The organism is Streptomyces sp. TLI_55, assembly GCF_900206255.1.
Taxonomy (GTDB): Bacteria; Actinomycetota; Actinomycetes; order Streptomycetales; family Streptomycetaceae; genus Streptomyces; species Streptomyces aquilus.
This window is the reverse complement of the sequence record NZ_OAOJ01000002.1, coordinates 175,667-200,028: the sequence shown is the minus strand read 5'-3', so window position 1 is coordinate 200,028 and position 24,362 is coordinate 175,667. Positions and strand designations below refer to the sequence as shown.

Below are 24,362 nucleotides of genomic sequence, written 5' to 3'. Positions count from 1 at the left end.
TCCCCTGCACGCGCGACCCCGTCCGGACGACTCACATGTGACACCGGCATGCCTTGGTGCCCTTGCCGACACGCGCCCGGACGGACCGGGACGCAGGTCCGGCGGCCAGCCGTGGCGGCCCACCGGGGCGAGGGTTCAGCCATCGATGTGTACGAGCGTTCCCGTACCGTCGGGGTATTCCACGTAAGCGGTGGCCGGCCCGCTGGTGTCCACACCGGACCAGGTGCCGGTCACGTCGAAGGGCACACCCGGCTTCGTCACCGGGCGGGTGGGGGACACGCTGAACGTACCCTTGCTCGGTGTGTTCGTACCCACCACGTTCGCCTGGAACTCGAACTTGATGTCGGACGAGAACGCCGAGCCCGGGGACCAGCCGGTGATGACGGTGGCCAGATACTTGCCGGGTTTCAGGTCGGCCATCGCGACGCGTGCCTGATGCGTGGGATCGCTCAGCGCGCCGCCCGGTCCCGCGGTGCCGTCGGGCAGCATGGGAGCGATCCAGAGGTACACCCGGGCCGCGGGGTCCTTGGTCGTGGCGTAGAACGCGCCGGCCTTGCTCCCCTCGGGCACCGTGACGGCGAACTCCTGGTAGCCGCCGGTCTCCTGCCGGAGTTCACCGCTCACCGGAGCGCCCGCGACCGGGCCGTAGGCGGTGAGGGTGAGCTTCTCGGTGCCCGGGGTCACGGAGTAGGAGACGCTTCCGGAGCTGCCGGTGCCCGAGATCTGCTCGGGGGCCAACAGCCCTTGCGGTGTCACCACGATCGGGCTGCGCACAACCACGCGCCCGCTGCCGGTCCAGGTGAGGGAACCGGTGACGGCCACCCCCGAGGGGGCCGTGGGCCGCGTCAGCTTGATGCTCACCTTCGCGCTCTGCCCGGCGCGGGTGAAGTGCAGGGTGGCGGGCTGGACCTTGGTCGTGAAGCCGGGCAGCTTCACCGACGCCCGATACGTGCCGGGCTCGGCCGCGGTCAGCGTGCGGGTGAGGGTGCGCGAGCCGAGCAGCTGGTCCACGGAGAGGGACGGGTAGTTCAGATCGCTCGGTGCCACCGGTGCGACGCCGGTCCCGGTGTCGATGCCCAGGCCCTCCTCGTAGGCGAGCCAGTCACGGTTGGACGAGTCGTACACCAGCCCGGGGTTGAGCATCGCGGCCGGGTTGACCACGCCGGAACCCTGCGCGTACACGTCGGTGTTGGTGCCGCCGGAGGCGAGCTTGGTGTCCACGGCGGTCGTCATCAGGGCCGACTTGACCGCCATCGGGGACCACTTGGGGTGCACGCCGAAGTAGAGGGCCGCGAGGCCGGCGACCTGCGGTGCGGCCATCGACGTGCCCGACATGAAGTCGAAGTCGTGCCCCTGGTTGTCGGGCGGGGCGACGGCGGCGAGGACGGCCACGCCCGGTGCGGCCAGGTCCGGCTTGATCAGGGCGCCCTTGTTCTCATCCGAGGGCCCTCGGGAGGAGAACGGGGCGATCTGCGGGTACGGCGTCCCCGTGGAGCCGCCCGGCTTCAGCACGACGGTGGCGCCGGGTGTCGCCGCGTAGGCGCGGACCGTCGTGGCGGCCGGCGTGTTCAGGTGCACGGTGGGGACGACGTGGATGTCTCCGTCCGTGTCCTGGTCGCTGGTGTTCACCAGGACCATGCCGACTCCTCCGGCCCGGGCCACCTCGGCGGACTTGCTCACCCGGGTGTTGACCCCGCGGTCGCACACCACGACCTTCCCGGCCGTCTTGTCCGGGTCGAGGGTGCCTTCCTGGCACAGTGCCGCCGCGCTCTGTGCCGCCGACGCCAGTCGCACGTCGGTGGACGGCACCAGGGGTTTCGGGCCGAGTTCGGCGTCCAAGGTGACGCTGGCTCCGACGAAGGTCCGGCCGTCGCCGAGTCGCACGGTGGCCTCGGGGGTCGCCATGGTGCTGGCCGCGACCGTCGTGATCCATGGGGCCGTGTTGTCTATCCACGCCGGGGAGGGACCGTTGTTGCCCGCGGACGCGGACACGAACACCCCGGCTTGCGCCGCCGCCCGGAAGGCCTGCTGGATGGGTGAGTCGAGCGAGGTCTCCACGATCTGTCTCGCGGAGTAGTTGATGACATCGACGCCGTCCGCGACCGCCTGGTCGATGGCCGCGACGATGTCGGAGTCGGCGCCGCCCCGGTCCTTCCAGAGCGCCTTGTACACGGCGACCGCGGCGCCCGGGGCCACGCCCGAGATCTTCCCGAAGCCCTTGCCCGCCACGGTCACTTGAACGTCCGCGTCGCCCGCCGCGGTGGAGGCGGTGTGGGTGCCGTGCCCCTCGCGGTCGCGCGGCGATATGTAGTCGTCCCGCTGCTCGGGGGGAACCGCGGCGAGATAGGCGTGGCTGAAGTACCGCGCGCTGATGAGTTTGGAGTTGCAGGCCGCGGCGGTACACTCCTCGCCGGTCTGGCAGGTACCCGTGAAGGTGCCGCCGTCGGCCTTCTTCATCCTGATCGTGTCGCCCGACCGGTACGGGCGGTAGGGGTCCTTGGCGGTGGGCCGCGTGCTGCCGAGGGCGGGCGCGGCGAACGACTTGCTCTCGGGCCAGATGCCGGTGTCGACGACGCCGACGACCACGCCCTTGCCGGACTTCGCGGTGCCGCCCAGCGCCGACCACACGCCGTTCGGTCCGGACAGCCCCATGAGATCCGTCGACCGTGCGTCGTCGGTGGTTTTGTTCCAGGCGTCCGGCCTCACCTGGAGAACGCCTGGTTGCCCACTGAGCCGGGCCGCCTGTACGGCCGTCAGATTCGCGGTGAACCCGTTGGTTACCACGGAGTAGTGCCGGCGGATCTTGGCGCCGACCGCGGCAGCGGCCTTGTTCTGCCGCCCCTGGAGGTAGTCCCGGTATCCGTGTGCCTGGGCGCTGGACGTGTCGAGCTTGCCTCCCGGGGCTGGCGCGGTGGCGGCCAGGCCGTCCACGCCGCCCCGGTAGAGAGCGACGGGCTCGTCGGCGAGAGTGACGATGTAGCGCCCGGACTTGAGGTCCCCGGTCACGGGGACGGGGGTCGGCGGCTCTCCGGCGGCCCGAGCGGGAGAGGCGGGGCAGAGCGCGGTCAGGGAGACGGCGAGTACCGCCGCGCTCAAAGGCAGAGTCCTTCTTCGGAGCGTTGAAGTCACACGGTTCTCCAGGGAGAGGATGCGAGCCGGAGACACATGTCCGGCGGAGAAAGTGAACGTTGCACCGCTGACAGGTGTCCAGATACGGTGTTGGCGAATTTGGACGGATGGCCAACCGCGCCAGGGTGGTTACCTACCTATCCGACGGAGGTACGCATACGTTCTTGCCGCTCTGGGCATAGCGGAGTCCGACGAACGGGTGTACCGGTGCCTCCTGGACCGCGGTCGGGCCGTCCCCGCGGAGATCGCGAACTCCCTTGGGGTGTCAGAGACCGACGTCCTGCGATCCGCGTCTCGACTACGCGAACTCGGGCTCCTGCACGGCTCGGCCGGTACTTCTTTCCAGGCGACGAACCCCGAAGGCGTTCTGCTGCCCTTGCTGGCCAGGCGGAAGTTCGAGGTGGAGTCGACGCTGGCGGCGGCGTGCACGGAGATCGACCGGATCGCCGAGCACTACCGCGCGGGCCGGCTGCGCTCCGATCCGCACCGTCTCATCGAGGTTCTGTCGGACCGTGAGCTCATCCGGGAGCGGGTCGACCGGCTGAGCAACTCCGCGACGAGCCACATGTGGGCGCTGGACCGGGCCACCCTACATAGGCAGGCCCGACGGTGAATTCCACAGCAACGAAGAAGAGTTCGCCATCACGGCCACGTGGTTGAGCCGGGGCATCGACGTGCGCTCGATCTACTGCCCCCAGTCGATGGAGCGCCCCGGCCGGTTCGCCACAGTGCGGCGGCTCTCCGAACTGGGCGAGCAGTCCAGGATGCTTCCCCAGCTGCCCTTCAAACTGCACATCATCGACAAGCAGGTCGCACTGGTCCCGCTGTCCGGGCCGGTCTACGACGACCTCGTCGTCATCCATCCGTCCGGCATGCTCGACGCCCTGATGGAGCTCTACGAGGCCTACTGGGCGCGCGCCGAACCCATCACCGGCACCGCCCCCGCCGACGACGACGCCCTTGGCCCGGAGGACGTCCTCATCCTCGGGATGCTCAAGGCCGGGCTCAAGGACCTGGCCATCGGACGCCAACTGGGGTGCAGCACCCGGACAGCGACCCGCCGGGTAACCGCCGTCCTGCTCCAAGCTCGGGGCCGACACCCGATTCCAGGCAGGGATCAAGGCTGCCGGCCTGGGCCTGATATGACAAAGGCGCTGGATGCGGCCGGCCCGGCGGGGGGCCGGGACGGCCGCTGAGCCCTTCACTCCTCAGCCGAGCGAAGGGCGTCTGTAAAGACAGACGGAATCTGACCGGGAAGGGTTCACACGCGTTCGGTGCACATGCCGTACCGACGGCAGACACATATGCTCCTCGGCGGTATGTCCCGATCACACATTCACACGCTCACACCCGAGGACGAGACGGACGTGAACGACTTCCATCCCGGCCGCAGGCGCCTGCTGAAGATGTTCGGTCTGGGCGCCACCGCGAGCACGGCGGCCATGCTCCAGGCCGACCCGGTGCTCGCAGCGACGCTGGGCTACGACGAGAAGATGGGGGTCTCCCCCGCCACGTACCGGGCACCCAAGGGGCTGGCGCAGAACACCGCGGCCAAGCAGACCGCCCTCGACTGGATCGCGGCCGAGCAGGGTGCGATCACCCGGCTCAGTGACGAGGTGTGGCAGCACGCGGAGCTGTCGTTGCGCGAGTCGTTGGCGATCTCGGTGATGCGTGGTTCCATCGCGGCGGACCGCTTGCGGGAGAAGACACCCAAGACCAGGCGGCGCAGCCGGGTGTGCTCGGGTGGGTCCGTTTCCAGCATCTAGGCGCCGAACCCGGTGCCGCGCTTGTGGCCGAGGAACCCCGCCGCCTCCAGCGTCGCGGCGGCCGGTTCCGGGGTCCTTGAGCAGCGCCGGATGGGTCAGCGCCTCGCGGGCGAGGTCGTAGTCCACGACCAGCCAGCCGGTGATGCCGGGGAAGAATTGCGCCCGGTGGATCGGGCCCCGTGCCCGTAGCCGCGCGTGGCGCCGGGGGCGTCGGGGGCGTCGGCCTTGAACTCCGGGTTTATGACGACGAGTTCATGCGGGTCGTCGGCTTCGTTGTGCACAGCGTGCTGCTCGTCCGGTTCTCCGGCCGGCCGGGTGGTGTTCTGGTCTGTGGCCATCCTGGTTCATCGGCCCGGACGCCCCTGCCGGGTGCAACGGCCGCCATGCAGGACACGGAGCGGAGCGGCCGGAAGGTTCACACGCGCATCGTTCGCGTCCGGGACGTCACCGGACCCGGACCACCTCCAAGGTGCTCGGTCCCTGTTTCGTGCCGCGCAGCGGGTGGTCTCGGCTCCGGGTTCGAGCGCCCGTTGTGGTCCCTGCTCACGCTCGCCCTGGCGGGCCCCGTCTATGCACGTTACATAGACGCGGGAGCGGCCCGCGTTGCGCACCGTCACGCCGTCTGTCCGTACACATCGACGGACTTCACCAGGCCCCGTGGGGCAGCGATATCGCAGGTCACCGAACCCGTAGGTGGCACAGGGCAGTTCCATGCCGCGGGGCAGGGCGGACCGGCACGTCCGGCCCGCGGCCACCAGAGCCAGTGCCGCCACGACGGACCAAGGGCACAGACCGGGCCAGGGGACGGCCGCCCTCCGCCACAGGGGTTTCATCGGCGGCATCCTCCATGTTCCGCACCGGCCGGGAAACGCGCGCCAGTCTAGACACACCCGTCAACTGCCAACGGACACATGTGCGTTGGTGACGGGTGGTAGGGTGCGCGCCGACCTCCCTTTCACATGTCTCTGGACTCACAACCCTTTGGATTCCATGAGTAACGCGGCAGAGGAAACACAACAGCCGAACGCCTTCGTGCCCGGTGGCCGTCGCCGGCACCGAAGGCCCTCACAGAGTGGCTCGCATGCGCGGCGGGCGCTCGTGCTCGCGCTCGCCGTTCCCATGGCCTCGGCCGCGCTGGCCGCGCCCTCCGCCTTCGCCGCGTCCGGCAACGGCACCACGACCGCGGCCGCCGACCAGACCGGTGACATCGACGCCGACGATCAGCGGATGGCCGCGAACCTCGACTCCCGCGTACTCGACCAGCGACTGAGAGCGGACGTGAGTGGCGTCGTCCTCGACGCGGACTCCGACAGCACGCTGTGGGACCACAACGGCTCCACCGCGCTGATGCCGGCCTCCAACGTCAAGCTGGCCACGTCGACCGCCGCCCTGTGGGTGCTCGGCCCGAACCACCGGTTCACCACAAAGGTGGTATACGGCGACGGCACCCTCACCCTCGTCGGTGGCGGCGACCGCACCCTCACCAGGGCCGACCTCGCCGAGATGGCGCGGAGCTCGGTCGCGGGGCTGAAGAGAGCAGGCCTGACCTCGGTGAAGGCGCCGTGGACGACAGCCTGTTCCCGGCGCCGACCCTCGCGGACGGCTGGAACGACGGCTACTACCCGGACACCGTCGCCCCGGTCCGCGCCCTCGTCGTCGACGACCACGGCATCCAGGACACCTCTCTCGACGCCGGGCAGACCTTCGCCGAGCTGCTCGCGCGGGACGGCGTCACGGTGGAGGGCGACGTCACACGTGGCACCGCCGACCGCACCGGCGTACCGGTCGCACGGCACACCTCGGCGCCGCTGGCGGACATCGTCAAGAAGATGCTCAAGACCAGCGACAACAACATCGCCGAGACCCTGCTGCGAATGACCGCCCTGGGCGCCGGACATCCCGCCACCTTCGAGGGCGGCACCGACGTCGTCCGCGAGGTGCTCAGGCACTACGGCGTCTCGCTCGACCACTTCGAGATCCACGACGGCAGTGGCCTGTCCCGGGCCGACCGCATCCCGGCGGCCACCCTGGCGCAGATCCTCGAACTGCTCACCGAACCACGCCACGCGCACACCCTGGGCACCATCCTGGACGGCCTGCCGGTCGCCGACGAGGCGGGTTCCACCCTCGGCCCGGAGTGGGGCAGGTTCAACGACCCGAACTCCCAGTGCGCGGTCGGCAAGGTGCGGGCGAAGACCGGCACGCTCACCGGTGCCCTCGCCCTGAGCGGTCTGACCAGGACCGACGACGGCGAGTGGCGGGTCTTCTCCTTCATCGAGAACGACTCGACGGCCGCTCCGAACGACATCAAGGACGCGATGGACGGCCTGGCCGCCACCGTGAACGGTTGCTGGGGCTAGGGCCGCCGCTGCGTACCGGACAGACCGGGCACCGTCCGACCGCCGAGGTCGGGCGGCGCTCCTGTGTGCCGCCCCGTCCGGGCCCGGACGCTCTCCCTCGGCTCCGCTGGAAAGGAATCCATGAACCCTCCCCACACGCCCCGGCCGGAAGGGGAACTCCCGAAGAGAGTTCCGGGCAGTGCCAAGTCGGTCAGCTCGGCCGGCTCTGCTTCCGACCCCTCACCGGAGGGTGCCGCGGCCGACAGACGTGGCGGCTCGCTGCCCCGGCTCACCCAGCTCTCCTCACTCGGGTCGCGGGGTACCGCCGGACGCGCGGACGCGAGCCGGGAGCCCGCCCCGCTCTCCTCGGCCGCGCACACTCCCCTGCCCCCCACCGTCTCTCCGGACACCGCCGATAAGCCCCGGCGTGAGGGGCTTCGCGGCGCTCTCGGCGTCGTCGGTGTCGTCGGGCTGTTGTCCGTGATCGGGGTCCTGGTGACCCTGGGTGTCGTCAACGGCTCCGACGACGACCAGCGTGCCGACGATTCGGTGCGCGTGACCTCCGACCGGGACACCGACGTCCTCGACGCGCTCGGAGGCGCTTCGGTGACCCCGGCGAGCGTGTCCGCCGACGCGTCGGGCAAGAAGCCCGGTGCCTCGAAGACGTCGGCCTCCGCCTCACCCAGTGGCAGTGGGTCGGGCAAGAAGTCGGCGGCTCCTGAGGCGGACAGCACCGATCAGGCGGCGACCGACGGCCGGCCCAAGGCCACAACCGAGGCCGCGGTGCCGGGTGTGAACATATTCAGCCACGACTCGAACCGCTGTATCGACATCGTCGGCGGCCAGGCCGTGCAGGGCGCGAAGCTGATGATCTGGGACTGCTCCGGTGCCGCCTCACAACGGTGGACGTTCACCGGCGGGACCATGCGTGCGCTCGGTATGTGCGTGCAGCTGGCGGGCGGGTCGACCGACGACGGCACCGACCTCGAGATCGGTACGTGCAACGGGAGTGCGGCGCAGCGGTTCGTGCTGAACTCCTCGCACGACCTGGTGAACGTGCCCGCCGACAAGTGCGCGGACGTACGGGACCACCAGCAGGGCAACGGCTCCAGGCTTCAGCTGTGGTCCTGCTCCGGCCAGGACAACCAGAAGTGGTCCACGCAGTAGCAGCGCGGGGCCGGCGGCAAAGAAGGTACGAAGCAGACGGGTCCGGCGCGAGTCGTCGGACACGCTCAGACGGGCGTGAGCAGGCCTTCCGTCCGAGAGCCGACGGGGGAGCCGGCGCGCCGGACGGGTCAGCTGCCGTCCGCCAGCCGGTCCAGCCACTCCCTCAGCAGGGCACGCTCGCCGGGGGTGAGGGCCGTGGCGGCGTCCTGGTCCAGAGCGGTGCGCAGGGCCATGGTGTGGCTCGCCAGGGTCGCGCGGGAGGCGGTGGGCGTGTCGGTCCGGCCCTCCACCGGCGGAAGCGTCAGGGTACTGATCACCATCTCACGGGCGATGTCGGCGGTGCGCGGGTCCCGGGCATCGGGCGGGAGGCTCAGCAAGGTGATGATCGTGCCCACACCGGAGGAGTGCATGATCTGGGTGGCTCGCTCGACGCTCATGCTCAACCGCCCGGCGGCCGCGACCTGGGTGATCATGCCGCGCAGACCGGCGACGGCACGCTGGCCGGCCTTTGGCATACGCCCCGGACGGGGCTGTCCGTAGACAAGACCGTAGTAGCCGGGGTGCTCGAGCCCGAAGCGGATGTGCAGGTCCCATGCCTCCCGCAGTCTCTGGACCGGATCGTCGCCGACGAGCAGTTCGTTCTTGATCTCCAGGTAGCGCTTGAAACCGTGCTCTGCCACCTCGTCCAGCAACCCGTCCTTGTCACCGAAGAGCCGGAAGATCGACGGCGCCGGCACACCGGCGGCAGCGGCGACGGCCCGCGTCGACACGGCGTCCAAGCCGCCTTCCTCCAGCAGCCTGGCGGCGGCCAGGACGATCCTGCGCCGCATGGTCAGGCCCTCGGGTGCCGCTTCTGCCTGCGTCTCGATGAACATGAACCAATGATATCAACGCATACATATCGCTGATTCCACTGATGATACGTTTGACCGTGAGCACCTGCTCGCCCCATTCACACGTGTGTACGTCGGGCTCTCGCGGACGCACATCAGAAGGAGCTTGTGGCCATGGAACGTCAGCACTCCCCCCATTCCGTCCCCCGACTCGACCCTGAGCAGGCTGCCGAGCTGGGCTACGACGTGATCGTCGTCGGGGGCGGCTCGGCCGGCTGTGTCCTCGCCGCGCGGCTGACGGAGGACGCCGACGTCAGGGTCCTGCTCCTGGAAGCCGGCGCCGCGACACCGCCGGCGATCGCGGCCCATCCGCCGGCCTGGCCCGCCCTGGAGGAGACCCCGGCCAGCTGGGGTGTCACGACCGTCCCCCAGTACTCCGGCTCCGCCCTCGAACCCGGACCGCGCGTCCAGGTTCCGCGCGGCAAGGGGCTCGGGGGTTCCTCGGCGATCAACGCCATGGTCTTCGCCCGGGGTCATCACACCAGCTATGACAGGTGGAGCGACCACGGTGCCAAGGGCTGGACCTTCAACGACCTGCTGCCCTACTTCCAGCGTACCGAGACCGCCGTCAGCGGGGCCCCGGGCCGCGGCACCAGCGGCCCGCTGACCGTCGCCCCGACGGCCGACCCCAACGCGGTGCTGCTCGCCTGCCTCGACGGCGCGATCGAGACCGGACAGCGCCGGGCACACGACATCAGTGGCGGCCTGGAGGAGGGCTTCGCCCCGGTCGACCTCAACATCGTCGACGGTCGTCGGCAGAGCGCCGCGGACGCCTACCTCACCCCTGTCCTCGGCCGCCCCAACCTGACCGTCGTCACGGGGGCGATGGCTCACCGGCTCCTCTTCCGCGGCGACCGCTGCACGGGGGTCGAATACGGCGTCGACGGCCGGGTGCTCAAGGCGCGGGCCAGCCGTGAGGTGGTTCTCACCGCGGGCACCATCGGCTCCGCCCAGCTGCTGCTGCGGTCCGGCGTCGGCTCCGCGGCGGAGCTGCGCAAGGCCGGGGTGGAAGCCTTTCACGAGCTGCCCGGCGTGGGCCGCAACCTGCATGACCACCCGAAGGTGGACCTCGTTTACCGCGCCGTCCGTCCCGTGCCCACGCCGCGTGCCAACCACGGCGAGATCATCGGTCTGCTGCGCAGCACACCCGAACTCGACGGCCCCGACCTGCAGATCATCTTCGTCGACGTCCCGTTCCCCAACCCGGTGGCCGCCGTGGAGAACGGCTTCTCCATCGCTGTCTCCCCCCTGCTGCCGTACAGCCGCGGCACTCTGCGGATCACCTCCGCCGACCCGTACGCCACGCCGGTGCTCGACCCCGGCTACTTCACAGACGAGCGGGACGTACGTACCGCCCTTTCCGGCATCGAGACGGCGCGCGCGATCGCCCGCTCCAAGGCGCTGGCACCCTGGGGTGCCGTGGAGGTCGCCCCGGGCCCGGACGTCACCGGCGCGGAGGCGCTCGCCGCGTACATGCGTACGGGCGTGACGTCCTACTGCCACCCGGTCGGCACCTGCGCACTGGGTGAGGAGGAGGAGTCCGTGGTGGACTCCAGGCTACGAGTCCGGGGGCTGGAGGGGCTGCGCGTGGCGGACGGCTCGATCATCCCCTCGATCCCCTCCAACAACACCAACGCGACCGTATATGCCATCGCGGAACGGGCCGCAGAGCTCGTCTCCGAAGGCGTCTGAGGCTGACCTCCTGGACACGTGTTCACGCATATCTTCCCTTTCGCGGGCAGCTGACACGACTCCAGGAGCAAGGATGACCGCGGACCTGGCCCCGAGGGGCCTGCTTCTGGCCGGGCCAGGTCCTCGGCGGCAACAAAGCCTCGAAGGCGACGGGTTCAACGTCGCCAAGACGTTCGACATCGCACCACGGGCTACCGGGTGTGCTCGGCGGACGGGAAGACGACCTACGCCCACGGCAGCGTTACGGTGGTGCGCCTCGACGGCGCCACCATGCGGCCCGCACCGTGGTCCGCACGGGTCCCGGAGATCGCGCGGCCCCTGGGACTGCCAGACCTGCAACCTGAAGGACGACGACAGCGGCGCCGTCGATCCGGGTGCCAAAGCGGCGGACGGCAAGGCGGCCGTCGTCCTCGACCAGCGAGCCGCCCCCCGCGCCGCGACGAGCCATGCCGCCGAAGTCAGCGTCGGCCAGGGCCTTGCGGCGTGTGTCATGCCCGTCGGCGGGCCCGCAGCGCGGCTGCCTTGACGCGATTTCCGCAGGTCCGCATCGCGCACCACTCGCGTCGGCGCCCTCGGGAGCGGTCGAGATAGACGTGGGTGCAGTCGGTGCGCCCGCACTCACGCAACAGCGTCGCGTCGTCGCCGGCAAGGATCTCGACGGCCTGGCGGGCGAGGTCGGTGAGGGCCTGGGCGGTCTTGCCGGAACGGCTGCTGCCCGCGACGCCCAGGCGCATCACCACCGGGACCCCGGCGGCCTGCCGGTTCACGGTGATCACGGCTTTGACGGGCAGGGCACAGCCGGTGAGCCGGGCACTGACCAAGGCGTAGATCGCCTCCCGCAGTTCCAGCGCCGCGCACAGATCGGCCCGGTCGGAGCCGGGGTGCCGGTCGAGCAGCCCGGCTTGGACCAACCAGGAGTCGAGCAGCGCGGGAGAGCCGATCCGCTCGAGGGGGACCGGTGTCCGCCGCTCTTGCAGGGTGCCCACAAAGTCGAGTGCGGGTATTCCGCACGGAAACACATGTCTCACTCGACCTCCTGGGCAGGGATCTGACCGCCTTTCAATAGTAACCATCTTGACAGGTGACGAAAACCTTTGGGAAGCTCTCGTCACCGGTCAGAACGGTTACTTTCCAGTGAGGACACTGCCATGACAGTCGTACGCTTCCACCTCGTCTCCCAGCTCGGTCCGAAGGACGTGCTCCAGGTGCTCACCGACTTCAGCCCCGCACGGACCAAGGCATGGCCCACGATCGACGCCGAGCACTTCGAGGTCCACGACCTCGGCGACACCTGGGCCGAGGTCACCGAAGGAACCTCAGCGGCCTGGGAACGGGCCCGCTACGAGTGGGAGCCCGCCGGTGACACGGTCACCATCACCACGCTCGACTCCAAGCTGTTCGGCCCGGGCGGCGGCTGGGTCTTCCGGATGACCCCGGAGGGCGAAGGCACCCGGATCGACGTCGAACTGACCCGGCAGCCCCAGACGGTCAAGGGCAAGATGCTCGCCGGCCTGCTCCCCCTCGCCGCCCCCGGGTCGCTGCGCAAGTCCTTCGCGGGGCCGCTGCAAGCCAGGTGACGTCCTGCGGTCACTTGGTGAGATGAGTGGTGAAGTAGTCGGTGAGCATGTCGACGGCGGGGTCGATGTACTCACGCTTGTCGTAGAGGTCGACGTGGCTGGCGCCGGGGATGCGGTGGAGTTCCTTGGGGCCGGTGGCGGCCTGGTGGGCCTCGGTGGCCATCCAGGCGGTGACGGCCCGTTCGCCGATGATCTGCAGGATCGGGCGGGGGCCGATGAGAGGCACGGAGCGGAAGACGTCGCTGGAGGCCATCTTGTCGATGCTGTCCCAGGTGAGGAACTTCGCGGAGCGCTCGTGGTAGCCGCGGGCGCCGCAGTAGTACTCCCAGCCCTCGATGCCGTGCTCGCCGCCGAGGGCACCGGCTTCCTCGGCGGTGTCGGGGAACATGGTCAGCACGCCGGGGTCCTCGCCGCGCGCGGCGCGGGTGCGGGCTGCCGCGGCGGCGTCCAGCAGGCTCTGGAAGACGGCCGGGTCCTGGGAGCCGTCGGCGCCGAAGCGGAACTGGCGGGCGGGTTCGGCGGTGGAGACGGTGGCGACGGCCTTGACACGGTGGTCGCCACCGGTCGCGGCCAGCGAGTAGCCGCCGCCGGCGCACACGCCCAGCAGGCCGATCCGCTCGGCGTCGACCTCTTCGCGGGTGGTCAGGTAGGAGACGGCGGCCTTGAAGTCCTCGATGCGCTGGGCGGGGTCCTCAAGACCGCGCGGCAGCCCGCCGGACTCGCCCTGGTGGGCGGCGTCGAAGGCGAGGGTGACGAAACCGCGCTCGGCCAGCAGTGCCGCGTAGGTGCCGGAGGTCTGTTCCTTCACCCCGGTCCCGGGGTGGCCGACCACCAGCGCCGGACGCGGACCGGCCTCGCCGGTGTCGGGGAGGTAGAGGTGTGCGGCGATCTCGATGCCGACGCTGTCAAAGCTGACGCGGGTCCTGGACATGGCGAACACTCCTGAGATGTTTCGGGGACGAACGAGGTTGGTAGCGCCCGGTCTCCGCCGGGCACATATCCACCATCCACCGTCCGCCCTCATCGCGGGAGAGACAGGTTTCTGCCTGGGAAAGAACCTGCCCCCTCATACCTGTGCCGGGCTCACCTCATCCGCAGCACACTGGAGAACATGAAACCGACACCCGACTCCCACCTCGGCGCCTTCTTGCGGGCCCGGCGGGCGCAGCTCGACCCGCAGGAGTGCGGCCTGCCGACGACGGAGTCCGCACGCCGGGTCACGGGACTGCGACGGGAGGAGGTCGCCGCCCTCGCCGCGATCAGCGTGGACTACTACACCCGCCTCGAACAGGGCCGCGTCCGCGCCTCCGCCCCCGTCCTGGCCACCCTGGCACGCGCCCTGCGCCTCGACGACGACCAGCAGCGCTACCTCTACGAACTCGCCGGCCGCACCGACGACCGGCCACGCCGCCGCCGGGCACCGCAACGCCTGCGCCCCGCCATGCGCCGCCTGCTGGACCAGCTCACCGACACCCCCGCCCTGGTCCTCGGCAAACGCCTGGACATCCTGGCCTGGAACCAGGCCGCCGCGGCCCTCTACACCGACTTCGCCGCCGTACCGGCCGCCCGCCGCAACTACCTGCGTCTGCTGTTCACCGACCCGGCGATGCGGGAGCTGGACGTGGACTGGGAACACGACGCCCGCGACGCGGTGGCCGCCCTGCGCCTGGAGGCCGCGGCCGACGTCGACGACCCGGAACTCGCCCGCCTGGTCGGCGAACTGTCGATCAGGGACGCCGACTTCCGCACCTGGTGGGCCGAACACCGGGTGAGCAGCGCCACCTACGGCACCAAGCACTACCGCCACCCCCTGGTGGGCGACCTCACTCTCGACTGCGACACCTGGGCCAGCCCCGACGGCTCCGGACAGCGCCTGATCGTCCTGACCGCCGAGCCCGGCAGCCCTTCCCACGACGCCCTGCGCATTCTCGCCTCCTGGACCGCGGAGGCCACCGATCCCGAGGCTGTGAACCGATGACCGCCTGGAAACCCGAAGACCAGTCCCTGTTCTCCGAGGCCTACTCCCTGTTCCTGACCGCCGGAGACAGCGACCGTCCCGGCGTGGAGATCGGCATGGTCGTCGTCGACGGCGAACTGTACGTCCGTGCCTACCGGGGCGTCCGCTCCCGCTGGTACCAAGCGGCACGCACACACGGCCACGGAACGATCCAGGTGGGCGACGTCAGCCACGCCGTGGTGCTCACCACGGAGGACCTCGAACCACCCATCGGGCTCGACGCCGCCTTCCGCACCAAGTACGGCCCCATCGCCGACGCCCTCGTCGCCGGCCCGGAGGCCCGGGCCGCGACCATCCGCATCGATCCGACACCTGAGGCAGGTTTTCGCACGGAAGAATCCCTGTCTTCTCACATGTGACGCGTGCCACTTGAACTGTCAGGTGTCTCCGCCCCCATCGTCGAGCAGACACATATGCTCCTCTTCGGCATGTCACGACCACACACCGAGGACGAGACTGACATGAATGACTTCCATCCCGGCCGCAGACGCCTGCTGAAGATGTTCGGTCTGGGCGCCACCGCGAGCACGGCGGCCATCCTCCAGGCCGACCCAGTGCTCGCGGCAACGCTGGGCTACGACGAGAAGACGGGGGTCGCCCCCGCCACGTATCGGGCACCCAAGGGGCTGGCGCGGGACACCGCGGCCAAGCAGACCGCCCTCGACTGGATCTCGGCCGAGCAGGACGCGATCACCAGGCTCAGTGACGAGGTGTGGCAGCACGCTGAGCTGTCGCTGCGCGAGTGGAAGTCCTCCCTCGCGCACGCGAAGTTACTCCGGGACAACGGCTTCACGGTCACCTGGGGCGCGGGCGGCTTCCCGACCGCGTTCGTCGCCACATACGGCACCGAGGGCCCGGTCATCGGCTTCAACGCGGAGTACGACGCCCTGCCCGGCCTGTCGCAGAAGAAGGGCGTGGGCACCCACGACCCGCTGGTCTACCACTACGACGCCTACGGCCCCACGTACGGCGCCGGCCACGGCGACGCCCACAACGCCCTCGGCGCGGGCGGCACCGCCGCCGCCATCGCGGTCGCGCGGGCGATCCGCGCCCACGGGCTGAAGGCGACCGTCAAGCTGTTCGGCAGCGCGGGCGAGGAGCAGCTCGTCGGCAAGGCGTACGCGGTCAAGGCGGGCGTCTACGACGGCCTCGACGCGTTCCTCGACTGGCACCCCTTCAACATCACGGTGCCGTTCTGGAACACGACCAGCGCCCTGATATCGGCCACCTTCACCTTCCTCGGCGCCTCCGGCCACGGCGGCACCCCGCTGGGCAACAAGTCCGGCCTGGACGGCGCCCTGCTGATGGCGACGATGTCGGAGTACCTGCGGGAGAAGAACGTCGCCCCGTCCGGCCGCTTCCACTACGCGATCATCAACGGGGGCGGCGCCCCGAACGTGACCCCGGACATGTGCTCCATCTGGTTCTTCGTCCGCGAGGGAAGCCCGGCGCGCGCCAAGGTGCTGTACGACAAGATCGTGGAGTGCGGCAAGGCCGCCGCCCAGGCCAGCCAGACCCGTCTGGTGCACAAGTTCCACTCCGGGACCTGGAACCTGCTGGCCAACAAGGCCGGCGCGGAGCTGCTCAACGACAACATGCGGCAGATCGGCGCCCCGCGGTTCACCGACGCCGACCACGCCCTGGCGAAGGCGGTCCAGAAGTCGCTGGGCAAGCCCGAGGTGGGGATGCCGACCGAACTGACCCCGCTCACGCCCCCGGCGGCGGCGTACACCGGCGGTCTGGCCACCGACACCGCCGACATCAGCTGGCACGCGCCCACCGCCGTGCTGCTGTCCGCCACCTACCCGCCCGGCATCCCGAACCACAACTGGGGTGCCACCGCGACCGCGGCCACCAACATCGGCCATCAGGCGCTGCTGTCGGCCGCCCGCTATCTGGCGGCGGGAGCGATCGACCTGATCGAGCAGCCGAACCTGCTGGACGCGATGAAGCAGGAGTTCAAGGACCGTACCGAGGGCCTCGCATGGTCCTCGATGATCCCCGACGGGCAGCAGCCCCCGCTGTACGAGCCGCCCGCGGAGTTCCTGAAGGCGACCGGGCAGTCCTGGCCGCCCAAGGGCGTGACCTGGCCCGTGACTCCGATCGTGTCCACCGAGCAGCTGGGCGGCACCGGCCCGGCCCTCGCCCCGGTGACCTGACGGCACACCGCCCCGCACACGCCTCCGCCCGTGGTCGTCGCGCCCCCGCGACCGCGGGCGGAGGTATGTGTGACTTACGTCAGACCGTCCGCGCTCCGCGAGACACCTCGCGGCGATTCCCCCGGCGCCGCCACCCGCACCGTCAACTGACCGATGTGCTGCCCCGGCGCGCGGAGAACAGTGGTGAGCACACACTTCGACCGAAGGAGGGGGAACTCCTGTCATGCACCGTGATCAGTCACCCCTGAGGGCGCGTTCGGCGCCCGAGCTCGTGCCCTCGCTATACCTCCCCATCGACCAGATGATCGACGAGTTCACCCGACAACCCATCACCGCGAAGTTCCGGTTCGACCCGGACATGCCCGCGGTGATCACGGTGGAGTTCGTGGCGGAGCGCGGCCCGGGGCTGGTCTGGCGCATCGGCCGTGAACTGCTCCATCGGGGGCTGACGGCGATGAGCGGCTGCGGCGACGTCCGGATGTGGCCGATGGCGCCCGGGGAGCGGCGATCGTCCTGGCTGCTGCTGGAATCGCAGGAGGTGGAGGCCCTGTTCGAGGTGCCCATCCCGCCCTTGGCGCAGTGGCTCGACACGACGTACCGGATCATCTCGGCCGAGGCGGAGATGGCGGGTCTGGACTGGGACGAGTTCCTCATGGATCTGCTCGACGGCCCGGAGGCTGCCGCGGGTTGAGCGTGTCAGGGACCACGCGGGGGGTGACTTGCCCTCCACACCGTCACCTGTCAGAGTGGTGACGCACAGGGTTTCCGTCCCGACGACACCCTGTGCCGCAAGCCGCACGTGTGCGGCGACGAGGAGGACCGAAGTGAGGACCAGCAACCCTTTCCTGTCCCGCTGGGGAGGCACCCCTGACTCCGGTCGGGCAGCCGCTCGCGCGGGACGGCCGGTGGGCGCCACCGTCGGCGGCCGCCCGACGGACGACCACGACTACCTGACCAACCCCTACGCCCAGGCCGACCAGACCGACCAGGCCGTCCGGACCGGCTCGACCGCGGTGACCATGGACGACGTCGTCGTCCGCACCGCGACGACGCTCGGCACGGTGGTCCTAACGGCTGTGCTGGCCTGGCTGCTGCTCCCCGTCGACGAGGCGAACCTCGGCCGCTCCTACGGCCTGGCGACGGGCGCCGCCCTCATCGCCTTCGTCCTGGCGATGATCCAGTCCTTCAAGCGCACCGCGTCCCCGGGCCTGATCCTCGGATACGCGGCCTTCGAGGGCGTCTTCCTCGGCGTTCTCTCCAGCACGATCTCGACGTACATCGCGCCCGGCGTGGTCGTGCAGGCGGTGCTCGGCACCTTCGCGGTGTCCGCGGGCGTGCTCATCGCGTACCGGATGCGCTGGATACGTGTGAACCAGCGGTTCGCCGGCTTCGTCGGCGCCGCCGCGACCGGCTTCGTCCTGTTGCTCGTCGCCGACCTCCTCTTCTCCGCCTTCGGCGCGGGGGACGGCCTCGGCTTCCACAGCGGCGGCCTCGGCATCGTCTTCGGTCTCGTCGGCATCGTGCTCGGCGCGGCCTTCCTGGCCCTGGACTTCAAGCAGGTCGAGGACGCCGTCGCCTACGGCGCCCCGCGCGAGGAGGCCTGGCTGGCCGCCTTCGGCCTCACCACCACCCTGGTGTGGATCTACCTGGAGGTGCTGCGGGTGCTGTCGCTCTTCAACAGCGACAACTGATCACCCCGCCACGACCGACGTTTGAGGGGCATGCGCACCGCGCATGCCCCTCAGGTGCGCCCGTGGCCTGAACCCTCCATGGGAGCAAGCTCGTTGTCATGAAGACCGCCCGACCGCCACCACGGGGGAGCCGCACCATGAGCCCGCACGAGCAGTGCCCGTACCAGGACGGCCGGGTGGTCATCGACGCCGCCTTCAAGGCGGACGCCCCCGCGCGGTACGCCCGTCTCCGCGAGCTCGGGCCCATCCATCCCGCCCAGTTCCACCTCGGTCTCAAGGGCTGGGTGGTCGTCGGTTACGACCTGGCGCGCGAGGCGCTCACCCACCCGGCCCTGCTCAAGGACGCCACCCCAGCCGCCGAGGCCCTGGCCGCCGCCGGTTACGTCCTGAACAAGCCCTCCGTCGGGCTCGGCGCGCAGATGATGGAGGCCGACCCGCCCGAGCACACCCGGCTGCGACGGCTGGCCGCGGCCGCCTTCACCCCCCGCCGCACGGCCGAACTGGCGCCGCGCATCGAGCAGATCGCCCACGACCTGATCGACGCACTGCCCCCGGCGGGCGAGGTGGATCTCGTGGAGGCGTTCAACGCCCCGCTGCCCGCCACGGTCATCGCCGAACTGCTCGGCATCCCCGCCGCACACCATCTGGACTTCCGCCGCTGGTCGGCCCAGGCGCTGCGGGTCGCCTCCCCCGAGCACCGCGCGGCGCTGAGCGGCCTGCACGCCCTGCTGGCCGGCCTCCTGGCGGACAAGCGCCGCAGCCCCCAGGACGACCTGCTGTCCGCCCTGGTCGCCGTGCGCGACGAGGAGGACGGCCGGCTCTCCGAGGAGGAGCTCGTCGGCACGGCACTGATGCTGGTCGTGGCGGGCCACGAGAGCACCGTGAACCTGCTCGGCAATGCCGAACTGGGCCTCCTCCAACACCCCGAACAACTAAGGCTGTTGCGTGAGCGACCCGAGCTGATCCCCGGCGCGGTGGAGGAGTTCCTGCGCTACGACACCTCCGTCGAGCGCTCCACCAGCCGTTACGCGGCTGAGGACATCGAACTCGCCGGCGTGCCGGTCCCCCGGGGCAGCATGGTCGTCGTCGCCCTGGGCTCGGCCGGGCACGACGCCCCGCAGGCCGAGGACGCCGACCCCGCCGTACTCGACGTGACCCGCCCCGGCGCCCGGCACCTGGCCTTCGGACACGGCATCCACTACTGCCTGGGCGCCCCGCTGGCCCGCCTGGAAGCGGCCATCGCCCTGCGGGTTCTGCTGGCCCGCGTCCCGGAGCTCGAACTCGCCGTACCGGCGGACTCGTTGGAGTGGATCGGCTCCGGCATCGTTCGCGGGGTGCTGTCGCTCCCTGTCCGCTGCCGGACGACCGGGCGGGCGGACGGATCAACTTGAGACGCCCTCGGACCGCCTCGGCTATCCCCGAAGATGGCGGCTGACATCCCCCACCAGATGGATCTGGACGCGCCGCTCGGTGAATCGCCATCGTCCGTCCCGGCGCTCGAACCGGTCGCGATAGCGCCCGGCCGCAACCGCCTGGAGAGGAAAGTCGGGGAGCGCCTGGAACACCGTGACGTACGAACGCGCTGCGGCCGTTCCCGCCTCCTCGTCCACCTGGACGGCGAGGTTGGTCGTGACGTGTTGGGTGCGCGGCGTCCCGTCCTCGTAAAGGATCACGCTGTCCCTGAGCATCTTCTCCACGCCTCCGTCCCGGCCGGAGACGGTTCCGGTGCTGCCGATGAACACGCCGTGGGCGAACAGCTCACCGACACCGGCGAGGTTTCCGGTGTCGACCAGCTCGGCGTATTCGGCGATCAGGTCGGCGATGGCCGCGTTGTCTGCGTATGCACTCATGGAACCGAAGTTACTTGCTGAACGGTCTGCCACATGTGTGCGCAGCCCGGCAACGTTTCGCCCCGCGGCCAGGAACGGCCGCGGGGCGAAAGGTGGTGCGTGAGCAGGTCACACGGCCTGGGCTCGCAGTTGGCGGGACTTCCAGCCCAGCAGCAGGGCCTGGAGGATGAACCACACCCCGCCGCCGGTGGCGTACACGGACAGCACCTCCAGCGTGGGGTGGTCGCCCGCGGCCTGGATGTTGTAGGTGATGCCGACGAGGAAGGACAGCCCGCCCGAGATCAGCGTCGGCCACTGCTTGCCCAGCTCCGGGCCGCGCCGCCGCACTCCGACGATCACCTGGGCGAGGCCGGAGATGACCGCCCAGACTCCGAAGACGTGGAACGCCGCTGCCAGGCTGCCGGCTCCGGCGATGACGAGCGCGACGGCCGCCAGCGTGCTGAGCACCCCGTTGAACGCGGTGACCTGCCGCTCGGAGCCGGCCGGGGTGGCGCGGTAGTCGATGAACGAGGACACCGCGTCGATCAGCGGGTAGACGACCAGCAGGACGACGGCCCCCGCACCGAGGTCCTCGTGGTCCCCTTGGACACCGGCGAACGCCAGGGCCCACACCACGGCGAGGATGCCGCGGGTCAGGAAGAGCTTCAGCAGGGAGGAGCGCTCCCCCGCGCCGGACTGTCCGGTCGGGGTCGAGGCCACGGTCGAGGTGCTCATGTCGGTTCGGCCTTTCTCAGGTCAGGGAGGTGTCGCCGACCCGGTCAGTGCCGGGAGGGGAGGACGCAGCGGAAGCTGGAGGCGAGGGAGGTGTCGCCGTGGCCCGTGTAGCGGGAGACCTTCGGGTAGGCGCACAGGTTGCGGGAGACGCTCTGGCCGTCGGTGTTGATCAGGGTGGCGGGCAGCGTCTTGGGCGCCTTGCCGTGCTCGACCCACGAGGTCAGTGCGGCGAGGCCGTCGGTGGAGCCGTCCAGCCCGTTGAGACCGCAGTGGGCGGTGTTCGGCGCGAGGAAGAGACGGTAGAAGTCGTCGACCCGCTTGGTGCCGCCCATCTCACGCTCGACCTGCTTGCGGTAGTGCACCGTGCCGTCGGCGGGGATGTACTGGTCGGCCAGGCCGTGCCAGGTCAGCAGCTTGCCGCCGGCGCGGCGGAAGTCCGACAGGTCCGGGTCGTCGGTGCCGATGACCTTGTCGTACTCGGCCTGGGACTGCCTGAACAGCTGGGTGAACTGGCTGTAGCTGATCGTGGAGAGGTCGAGCGAGGGGTTCTTGGCGACCCACAGCTTGACCCAGGCGGCGGGCACCGGGAAGGCGTCGGCACCGGCCAGCGCGCTGATGTCGGCCTCGATCGGGACGCCGTACCAGAGCTTCTTGCCGGACGGCGTGCGCGGGCCGTCCCAGATCTTCTGCACGACGGCCGCGTCGGCCGCCGTGATGGTGAGTTCCCTGCCGTCGCACACGACCTTGGTGCCGATCAGCCGGCGCGGGTCGAAGTCGCACCGGGACGGGTCGTTGACCAGGCCGTCCTTGGCGCCGTCGAGCGTGTCGCAGGCCTTGACGGCGGCGTCGGTGAAGGCCTTGAACTCACAGCCCGTGGGATGGGTCTTCTCGTTGTTCATGACGACCTGCGGCCACAGCGTGGCCACCTCGAACTCGTCCCAGTTGATGGCGGGCGCGTTGGCGAGGATGCCGTCGTAGTCGTCGGGGTGGCGCTGGGCCTCCATGTAGCCCTGGCGTCCGCCGGTGGAGCAGCCGATGAAGTAGGAGTACGCCGGACGCTTGCCGTAGACGCCGTCGACGACCTCCTTGCCGACGACCGAGGCCTCGTGCTGGGAGCGGGAGGCGAAGTTCTTCAGCAGCGTGGTGTTGACCTGGCCCGCGCTGTTCAGCGCCCAGCTGGTGTCGAGGGCGTCGCCGACGCCGGCGTCGGTGGTGACGGCGGCGTAGCCGCCCTTGACCGCGTTGGCCAGGCCGACGTTGTTGTCACCGGCCAGGTAGGCGGAGCCGCCGAGCCCCTGGAAGCGGCCGTTCCAGCCGCTGACGGGCAGCCAGGTCCGCACCTTGGCGTGGTCGTCGGCGCCCGGGTGGGTGAGCGTGACGGTGACCTCGCAGTAGGCCGGTACGTCGGTGACGGTGCCCTGAAGGATGCCGGTGCCGTTGACGGTGCCGCCGGCCTGCTGGACGGCCGTCACGGACTCCACCCTGGTGCCGGCCGGGGCCTTCACTGCGGGCGCCGTGCAGGTGGTCGCGGTGGCGGTGGTGGCGTCCTGGGTGTCGGCGGAGGCGGTCGGCAGGTATACCGCCGCGGCCAGCGGCACGCCCGCCGCGAGAACCGTGAGAAGTCGTCTCATGCTTGTCCGTCCAAAGAAAGGGGTGTGCGGAAATAGGTGTGTGGAAGCAGATGTGCGTGCGCCACGAACATGTGCGCATGGCTCACTCTGGCCGCACGCGGCCGTCCCGGCGACAGTCAGTTGACTGCGCGTATCCCGGCCCCCCGGCTGGAGCGAGTGAAGGCGGTGTTAGGTCATGTGACGGTCGGAAGGCCCGTCACCCTTGGTCTCCTCGCTCAGCCACCGTGCGTGGTACCGGTCCGCCCACGACCGGTTGACGTATCCGGTGCGCATTCCCAGCCGTGCCTCGGGGTCCTCGAAGGCCCTGCGCATGTGTCCGATCAGGACGAAGGTGATGGCCCAGGCCAGGATGTCGTGGACGAAGATCGCGCTGGTGCGGGAGATGAGGGGCAGCAGGCCCATGAACCACATCAGCAGGCCGGTGAACATCATCACCAGCACCGCTCCGGCGATCCATCCCGCGTAAAGCTTCTGGCCCGCGTTGAACTTGCCGGCCGGGCGCGCCTCGGGTGACCTGCGGCGCCTGCGTACGGCGCGCAGCCACTGGCGGTCGTACACCGCGAAGCGGTTGAGGCGGCGCAGGTCGGCGCGGAAGGCGGGTGAGAGGAGCCCCAGCAGGGTGGGCAGCGGCAGCAGGATGCCGGACCACTCGTGGACCGTGACCATCAGGTGCCGGCGTCCGACCAGCAGGGCCAGCGGCCCGAAGTAGAGGCAGGCGGCGGAGACCAGGCACAGCAGCATCAGGTAGCCGGTGGTCCGGTGGACCAGGCGCTCGGCGGTGGTGAAGCGGCGGACCCGGTCCGGAGGTTCAGGCCGCGTGCCGGTCGGCGCCGTCGAGCCAGCCGTCGACCGCATAACCGCGCTCCTCCCAGTAGCCGGGGACGACCTTGTCGGTGACCGAGATACCGGACAGCCACTTGGCCGACTTGTAGAAGTACATGGGTGCCACGTAGAGCCGGACCGGCCCGCCGTGCGCGTGGGAGATGGGCTTGTCCTGGAGGTTCAGCGCCACCAGGACGTCCGAGCGGCGGGCCTGTTCCAGGGTGAGGCTCTCGGAGTAGGCGCCGTCGAAGCAGGTGAAGCGGATCGCCGCGCCCGAGGAACGCACGCCGGCGTCGTCGAGGATGTCCGCCAGCTTCACCCCGCTCCAGGGTGTGTCGTCCACGCGCCATCCGTCGGTGCACACGGCATCGCCGACGACCCGGGTCTGGGGCATGGCGCGCAGCTGGTCGAGTGTGTAGGTCTTCGGCTCGTCGACCAGGCCGGTGACCGTCAGCGCGTAGTTCGTCTCGTCCTTGTGCGGCACCGAGCCGACGACGCTGTAGTACCGGAAGCCTCCCGGATTGGGCAACAGACCGGTCAGGCCGGTGGCGTCCACCTCGGACGCCTTGGCGAGGAACGCTTCCCAGCCGCTCTGGAGGTAGGGCGCGGCGGCGAGCCCGGCCGCGCCCGCGCCGAGCATGCCCAGCATCGCCCGTCGGCCGACGGGGGCTCCCCCGGTCCTCGGCTTCGGCTTTTCTGCCATGGTGTGTGCTCCTTCGGACACGTATGAGCTCGGCGACATCCCGGGTCGAGCATCGTCACCGGTTTAACTGGTGACGATGCTGGCATGCGCGCTCACGGCTGTCAACACGGGACGGGCGACGACACACACGTATGAGCGAAGCGGACCGGACTCCGCACCGGCTGTTAAGCTGAGAGGGACGTAGACCGTGTATCGAGGAGTGGCAGACGTGG

General features: G+C 70.2%; 21 protein-coding genes and 1 pseudogene. 13 read left to right on the top strand and 9 right to left on the bottom strand.

Annotated elements, in window-relative coordinates; translation table 11 throughout:
• Positions 1-135: 135 nt before the first annotated feature.
• Positions 136-3,096 (bottom strand): S8 family serine peptidase, encoded by a 2,961-nt coding sequence (locus CRP56_RS43865; protein ID WP_257042234.1) that lies wholly within the window; start codon positions 3,094-3,096, stop codon positions 136-138.
• A gap of 52 nt (positions 3,097-3,148) precedes the next feature.
• Here CRP56_RS43865 and CRP56_RS48835 point away from each other — a divergent pair, with 52 nt between their 5' ends.
• The 5 genes and pseudogenes from CRP56_RS48835 (at position 3,149) to CRP56_RS43845 (ending at position 8,401) form a co-directional block, all read left to right on the top strand.
• Entirely contained in the window at positions 3,149-3,742 is a 594-nt protein-coding gene (locus CRP56_RS48835; RefSeq protein WP_257042233.1) for a helix-turn-helix domain-containing protein, read from the top strand.
• A 43-nt stretch (positions 3,743-3,785) separates the two neighbouring features.
• Positions 3,786-4,325 carry a hypothetical protein gene (locus CRP56_RS48830; RefSeq protein WP_257042232.1) on the top strand — a complete coding sequence of 180 codons (540 nt, stop codon included), beginning with the start codon at positions 3,786-3,788 and terminating at the stop codon, positions 4,323-4,325.
• 123 nt (positions 4,326-4,448) lie between these two features.
• Positions 4,449-4,895, top strand: a complete 447-nt coding sequence (locus CRP56_RS48825) for a hypothetical protein (protein WP_257042231.1) — start codon at positions 4,449-4,451, stop codon at positions 4,893-4,895.
• Positions 4,896-5,885: 990 nt separating this feature from the next.
• Positions 5,886-7,255, top strand: a pseudogene (gene dacB, locus CRP56_RS43850) (D-alanyl-D-alanine carboxypeptidase/D-alanyl-D-alanine endopeptidase).
• Positions 7,256-7,375: 120 nt separating this feature from the next.
• Positions 7,376-8,401 carry an RICIN domain-containing protein gene (locus CRP56_RS43845; protein ID WP_097275399.1) on the top strand — a complete coding sequence of 342 codons (1,026 nt, stop codon included), beginning with the start codon at positions 7,376-7,378 and terminating at the stop codon, positions 8,399-8,401.
• A gap of 128 nt (positions 8,402-8,529) precedes the next feature.
• Here CRP56_RS43845 and CRP56_RS43840 read toward each other — a convergent pair whose 3' ends face one another.
• Positions 8,530-9,276 carry a TetR/AcrR family transcriptional regulator gene (locus tag CRP56_RS43840; protein WP_097275397.1) on the bottom strand — a complete coding sequence of 249 codons (747 nt, stop codon included), beginning with the start codon at positions 9,274-9,276 and terminating at the stop codon, positions 8,530-8,532.
• Between the two features lie 132 nt (positions 9,277-9,408).
• Here CRP56_RS43840 and CRP56_RS43835 point away from each other — a divergent pair, with 132 nt between their 5' ends.
• Positions 9,409-10,986 (top strand): GMC family oxidoreductase, encoded by a 1,578-nt coding sequence (locus CRP56_RS43835; RefSeq protein ID WP_097275396.1) that lies wholly within the window; start codon positions 9,409-9,411, stop codon positions 10,984-10,986.
• A 488-nt stretch (positions 10,987-11,474) separates the two neighbouring features.
• Here the strand turns inward: CRP56_RS43835 and CRP56_RS43825 are convergent, their stop codons facing one another.
• Positions 11,475-12,014, bottom strand: coding sequence for a CGNR zinc finger domain-containing protein (locus CRP56_RS43825; RefSeq protein WP_306459476.1), 540 nt, complete (start codon positions 12,012-12,014; stop codon positions 11,475-11,477).
• A gap of 120 nt (positions 12,015-12,134) precedes the next feature.
• Between CRP56_RS43825 and CRP56_RS43820 the strand changes: the two genes are divergently transcribed.
• The gene (locus CRP56_RS43820) at positions 12,135-12,563 is read left to right on the top strand and encodes a hypothetical protein (protein WP_097275393.1); all 429 of its coding nucleotides are present in this window, start codon (positions 12,135-12,137) and stop codon (positions 12,561-12,563) included.
• A 10-nt stretch (positions 12,564-12,573) separates the two neighbouring features.
• Here CRP56_RS43820 and CRP56_RS43815 read toward each other — a convergent pair whose 3' ends face one another.
• A complete protein-coding gene (locus CRP56_RS43815; RefSeq protein WP_097275392.1) occupies positions 12,574-13,494 on the bottom strand; it encodes an alpha/beta hydrolase in 921 nt (306 codons plus the stop codon).
• Between the two features lie 180 nt (positions 13,495-13,674).
• On the opposite strand from CRP56_RS43815, the gene CRP56_RS43810 reads away from it, so the two are divergent.
• From CRP56_RS43810 to CRP56_RS43785, 6 genes are all read left to right on the top strand, one after another.
• Positions 13,675-14,541: a helix-turn-helix domain-containing protein gene (locus CRP56_RS43810; protein ID WP_097275389.1), complete on the top strand. Its 867-nt coding sequence runs from the start codon at positions 13,675-13,677 to the stop codon at positions 14,539-14,541.
• Positions 14,538-14,939, top strand: coding sequence for a DUF2255 family protein (locus CRP56_RS43805; protein ID WP_097275387.1), 402 nt, complete (start codon positions 14,538-14,540; stop codon positions 14,937-14,939). Before CRP56_RS43810 ends, CRP56_RS43805 begins: the two co-directional genes overlap by 4 nt.
• A gap of 102 nt (positions 14,940-15,041) precedes the next feature.
• Positions 15,042-16,739: an amidohydrolase gene (locus CRP56_RS43800; RefSeq protein ID WP_097275746.1), complete on the top strand. Its 1,698-nt coding sequence runs from the start codon at positions 15,042-15,044 to the stop codon at positions 16,737-16,739.
• A gap of 223 nt (positions 16,740-16,962) precedes the next feature.
• Entirely contained in the window at positions 16,963-17,430 is a 468-nt protein-coding gene (locus CRP56_RS43795) for an SsgA family sporulation/cell division regulator (RefSeq protein WP_097275385.1), read from the top strand.
• Between the two features lie 133 nt (positions 17,431-17,563).
• A complete protein-coding gene (locus CRP56_RS43790) occupies positions 17,564-18,430 on the top strand; it encodes a Bax inhibitor-1/YccA family protein (protein ID WP_097275383.1) in 867 nt (288 codons plus the stop codon).
• 137 nt (positions 18,431-18,567) lie between these two features.
• Positions 18,568-19,821 (top strand): cytochrome P450 family protein, encoded by a 1,254-nt coding sequence (locus CRP56_RS43785; RefSeq protein ID WP_097275381.1) that lies wholly within the window; start codon positions 18,568-18,570, stop codon positions 19,819-19,821.
• 21 nt (positions 19,822-19,842) lie between these two features.
• Here CRP56_RS43785 and CRP56_RS43780 read toward each other — a convergent pair whose 3' ends face one another.
• The 5 genes from CRP56_RS43780 to CRP56_RS43760 all read right to left on the bottom strand — a co-directional run bounded on the left by CRP56_RS43780 (position 19,843) and on the right by CRP56_RS43760 (position 24,150).
• The gene (locus CRP56_RS43780) at positions 19,843-20,280 is read right to left on the bottom strand and encodes a nuclear transport factor 2 family protein (RefSeq protein ID WP_097275380.1); all 438 of its coding nucleotides are present in this window, start codon (positions 20,278-20,280) and stop codon (positions 19,843-19,845) included.
• 108 nt (positions 20,281-20,388) lie between these two features.
• Positions 20,389-20,994 (bottom strand): DUF308 domain-containing protein, encoded by a 606-nt coding sequence (locus tag CRP56_RS43775; RefSeq protein WP_097275378.1) that lies wholly within the window; start codon positions 20,992-20,994, stop codon positions 20,389-20,391.
• Between the two features lie 44 nt (positions 20,995-21,038).
• The gene (locus CRP56_RS43770; protein ID WP_097275376.1) at positions 21,039-22,625 is read right to left on the bottom strand and encodes a tannase/feruloyl esterase family alpha/beta hydrolase; all 1,587 of its coding nucleotides are present in this window, start codon (positions 22,623-22,625) and stop codon (positions 21,039-21,041) included.
• Positions 22,626-22,793: 168 nt separating this feature from the next.
• Positions 22,794-23,480 (bottom strand): cytochrome b/b6 domain-containing protein, encoded by a 687-nt coding sequence (locus tag CRP56_RS43765; RefSeq protein WP_097275374.1) that lies wholly within the window; start codon positions 23,478-23,480, stop codon positions 22,794-22,796.
• Positions 23,434-24,150: a molybdopterin-dependent oxidoreductase gene (locus CRP56_RS43760; protein WP_179851377.1), complete on the bottom strand. Its 717-nt coding sequence runs from the start codon at positions 24,148-24,150 to the stop codon at positions 23,434-23,436. Before CRP56_RS43760 ends, CRP56_RS43765 begins: the two co-directional genes overlap by 47 nt.
• Positions 24,151-24,362: the final 212 nt, after the last annotated feature.

Bases quoted from the DNA above. Each gene is read 5' to 3' on its own strand.
- CRP56_RS48825 (WP_257042231.1), top strand. From the start codon at position 4,449: ATGTCCCGATCACACATTCACACGCTCACACCCGAGGACGAGACGGAC.
- CRP56_RS43810 (WP_097275389.1), top strand. From the start codon at position 13,675: ATGAAACCGACACCCGACTCCCACCTCGGCGCCTTCTTGCGGGCCCGG.
- CRP56_RS43845 (WP_097275399.1), top strand. From the start codon at position 7,376: ATGAACCCTCCCCACACGCCCCGGCCGGAAGGGGAACTCCCGAAGAGA.
- CRP56_RS43815 (WP_097275392.1), bottom strand. From the start codon at position 13,494: ATGTCCAGGACCCGCGTCAGCTTTGACAGCGTCGGCATCGAGATCGCC.
- CRP56_RS43765 (WP_097275374.1), bottom strand. From the start codon at position 23,480: ATGCGGTCGACGGCTGGCTCGACGGCGCCGACCGGCACGCGGCCTGAA.
- CRP56_RS43775 (WP_097275378.1), bottom strand. From the start codon at position 20,994: ATGAGCACCTCGACCGTGGCCTCGACCCCGACCGGACAGTCCGGCGCG.
- CRP56_RS43840 (WP_097275397.1), bottom strand. From the start codon at position 9,276: ATGTTCATCGAGACGCAGGCAGAAGCGGCACCCGAGGGCCTGACCATG.
- CRP56_RS43800 (WP_097275746.1), top strand. From the start codon at position 15,042: ATGAATGACTTCCATCCCGGCCGCAGACGCCTGCTGAAGATGTTCGGT.
- CRP56_RS43770 (WP_097275376.1), bottom strand. From the start codon at position 22,625: ATGAGACGACTTCTCACGGTTCTCGCGGCGGGCGTGCCGCTGGCCGCG.
- CRP56_RS43795 (WP_097275385.1), top strand. From the start codon at position 16,963: ATGCACCGTGATCAGTCACCCCTGAGGGCGCGTTCGGCGCCCGAGCTC.
- CRP56_RS43820 (WP_097275393.1), top strand. From the start codon at position 12,135: ATGACAGTCGTACGCTTCCACCTCGTCTCCCAGCTCGGTCCGAAGGAC.
- CRP56_RS43835 (WP_097275396.1), top strand. From the start codon at position 9,409: ATGGAACGTCAGCACTCCCCCCATTCCGTCCCCCGACTCGACCCTGAG.
- CRP56_RS43760 (WP_179851377.1), bottom strand. From the start codon at position 24,150: ATGGCAGAAAAGCCGAAGCCGAGGACCGGGGGAGCCCCCGTCGGCCGA.
- CRP56_RS48835 (WP_257042233.1), top strand. From the start codon at position 3,149: ATGCGAGCCGGAGACACATGTCCGGCGGAGAAAGTGAACGTTGCACCG.
- CRP56_RS43805 (WP_097275387.1), top strand. From the start codon at position 14,538: ATGACCGCCTGGAAACCCGAAGACCAGTCCCTGTTCTCCGAGGCCTAC.
- CRP56_RS43785 (WP_097275381.1), top strand. From the start codon at position 18,568: ATGAGCCCGCACGAGCAGTGCCCGTACCAGGACGGCCGGGTGGTCATC.
- CRP56_RS43780 (WP_097275380.1), bottom strand. From the start codon at position 20,280: ATGAGTGCATACGCAGACAACGCGGCCATCGCCGACCTGATCGCCGAA.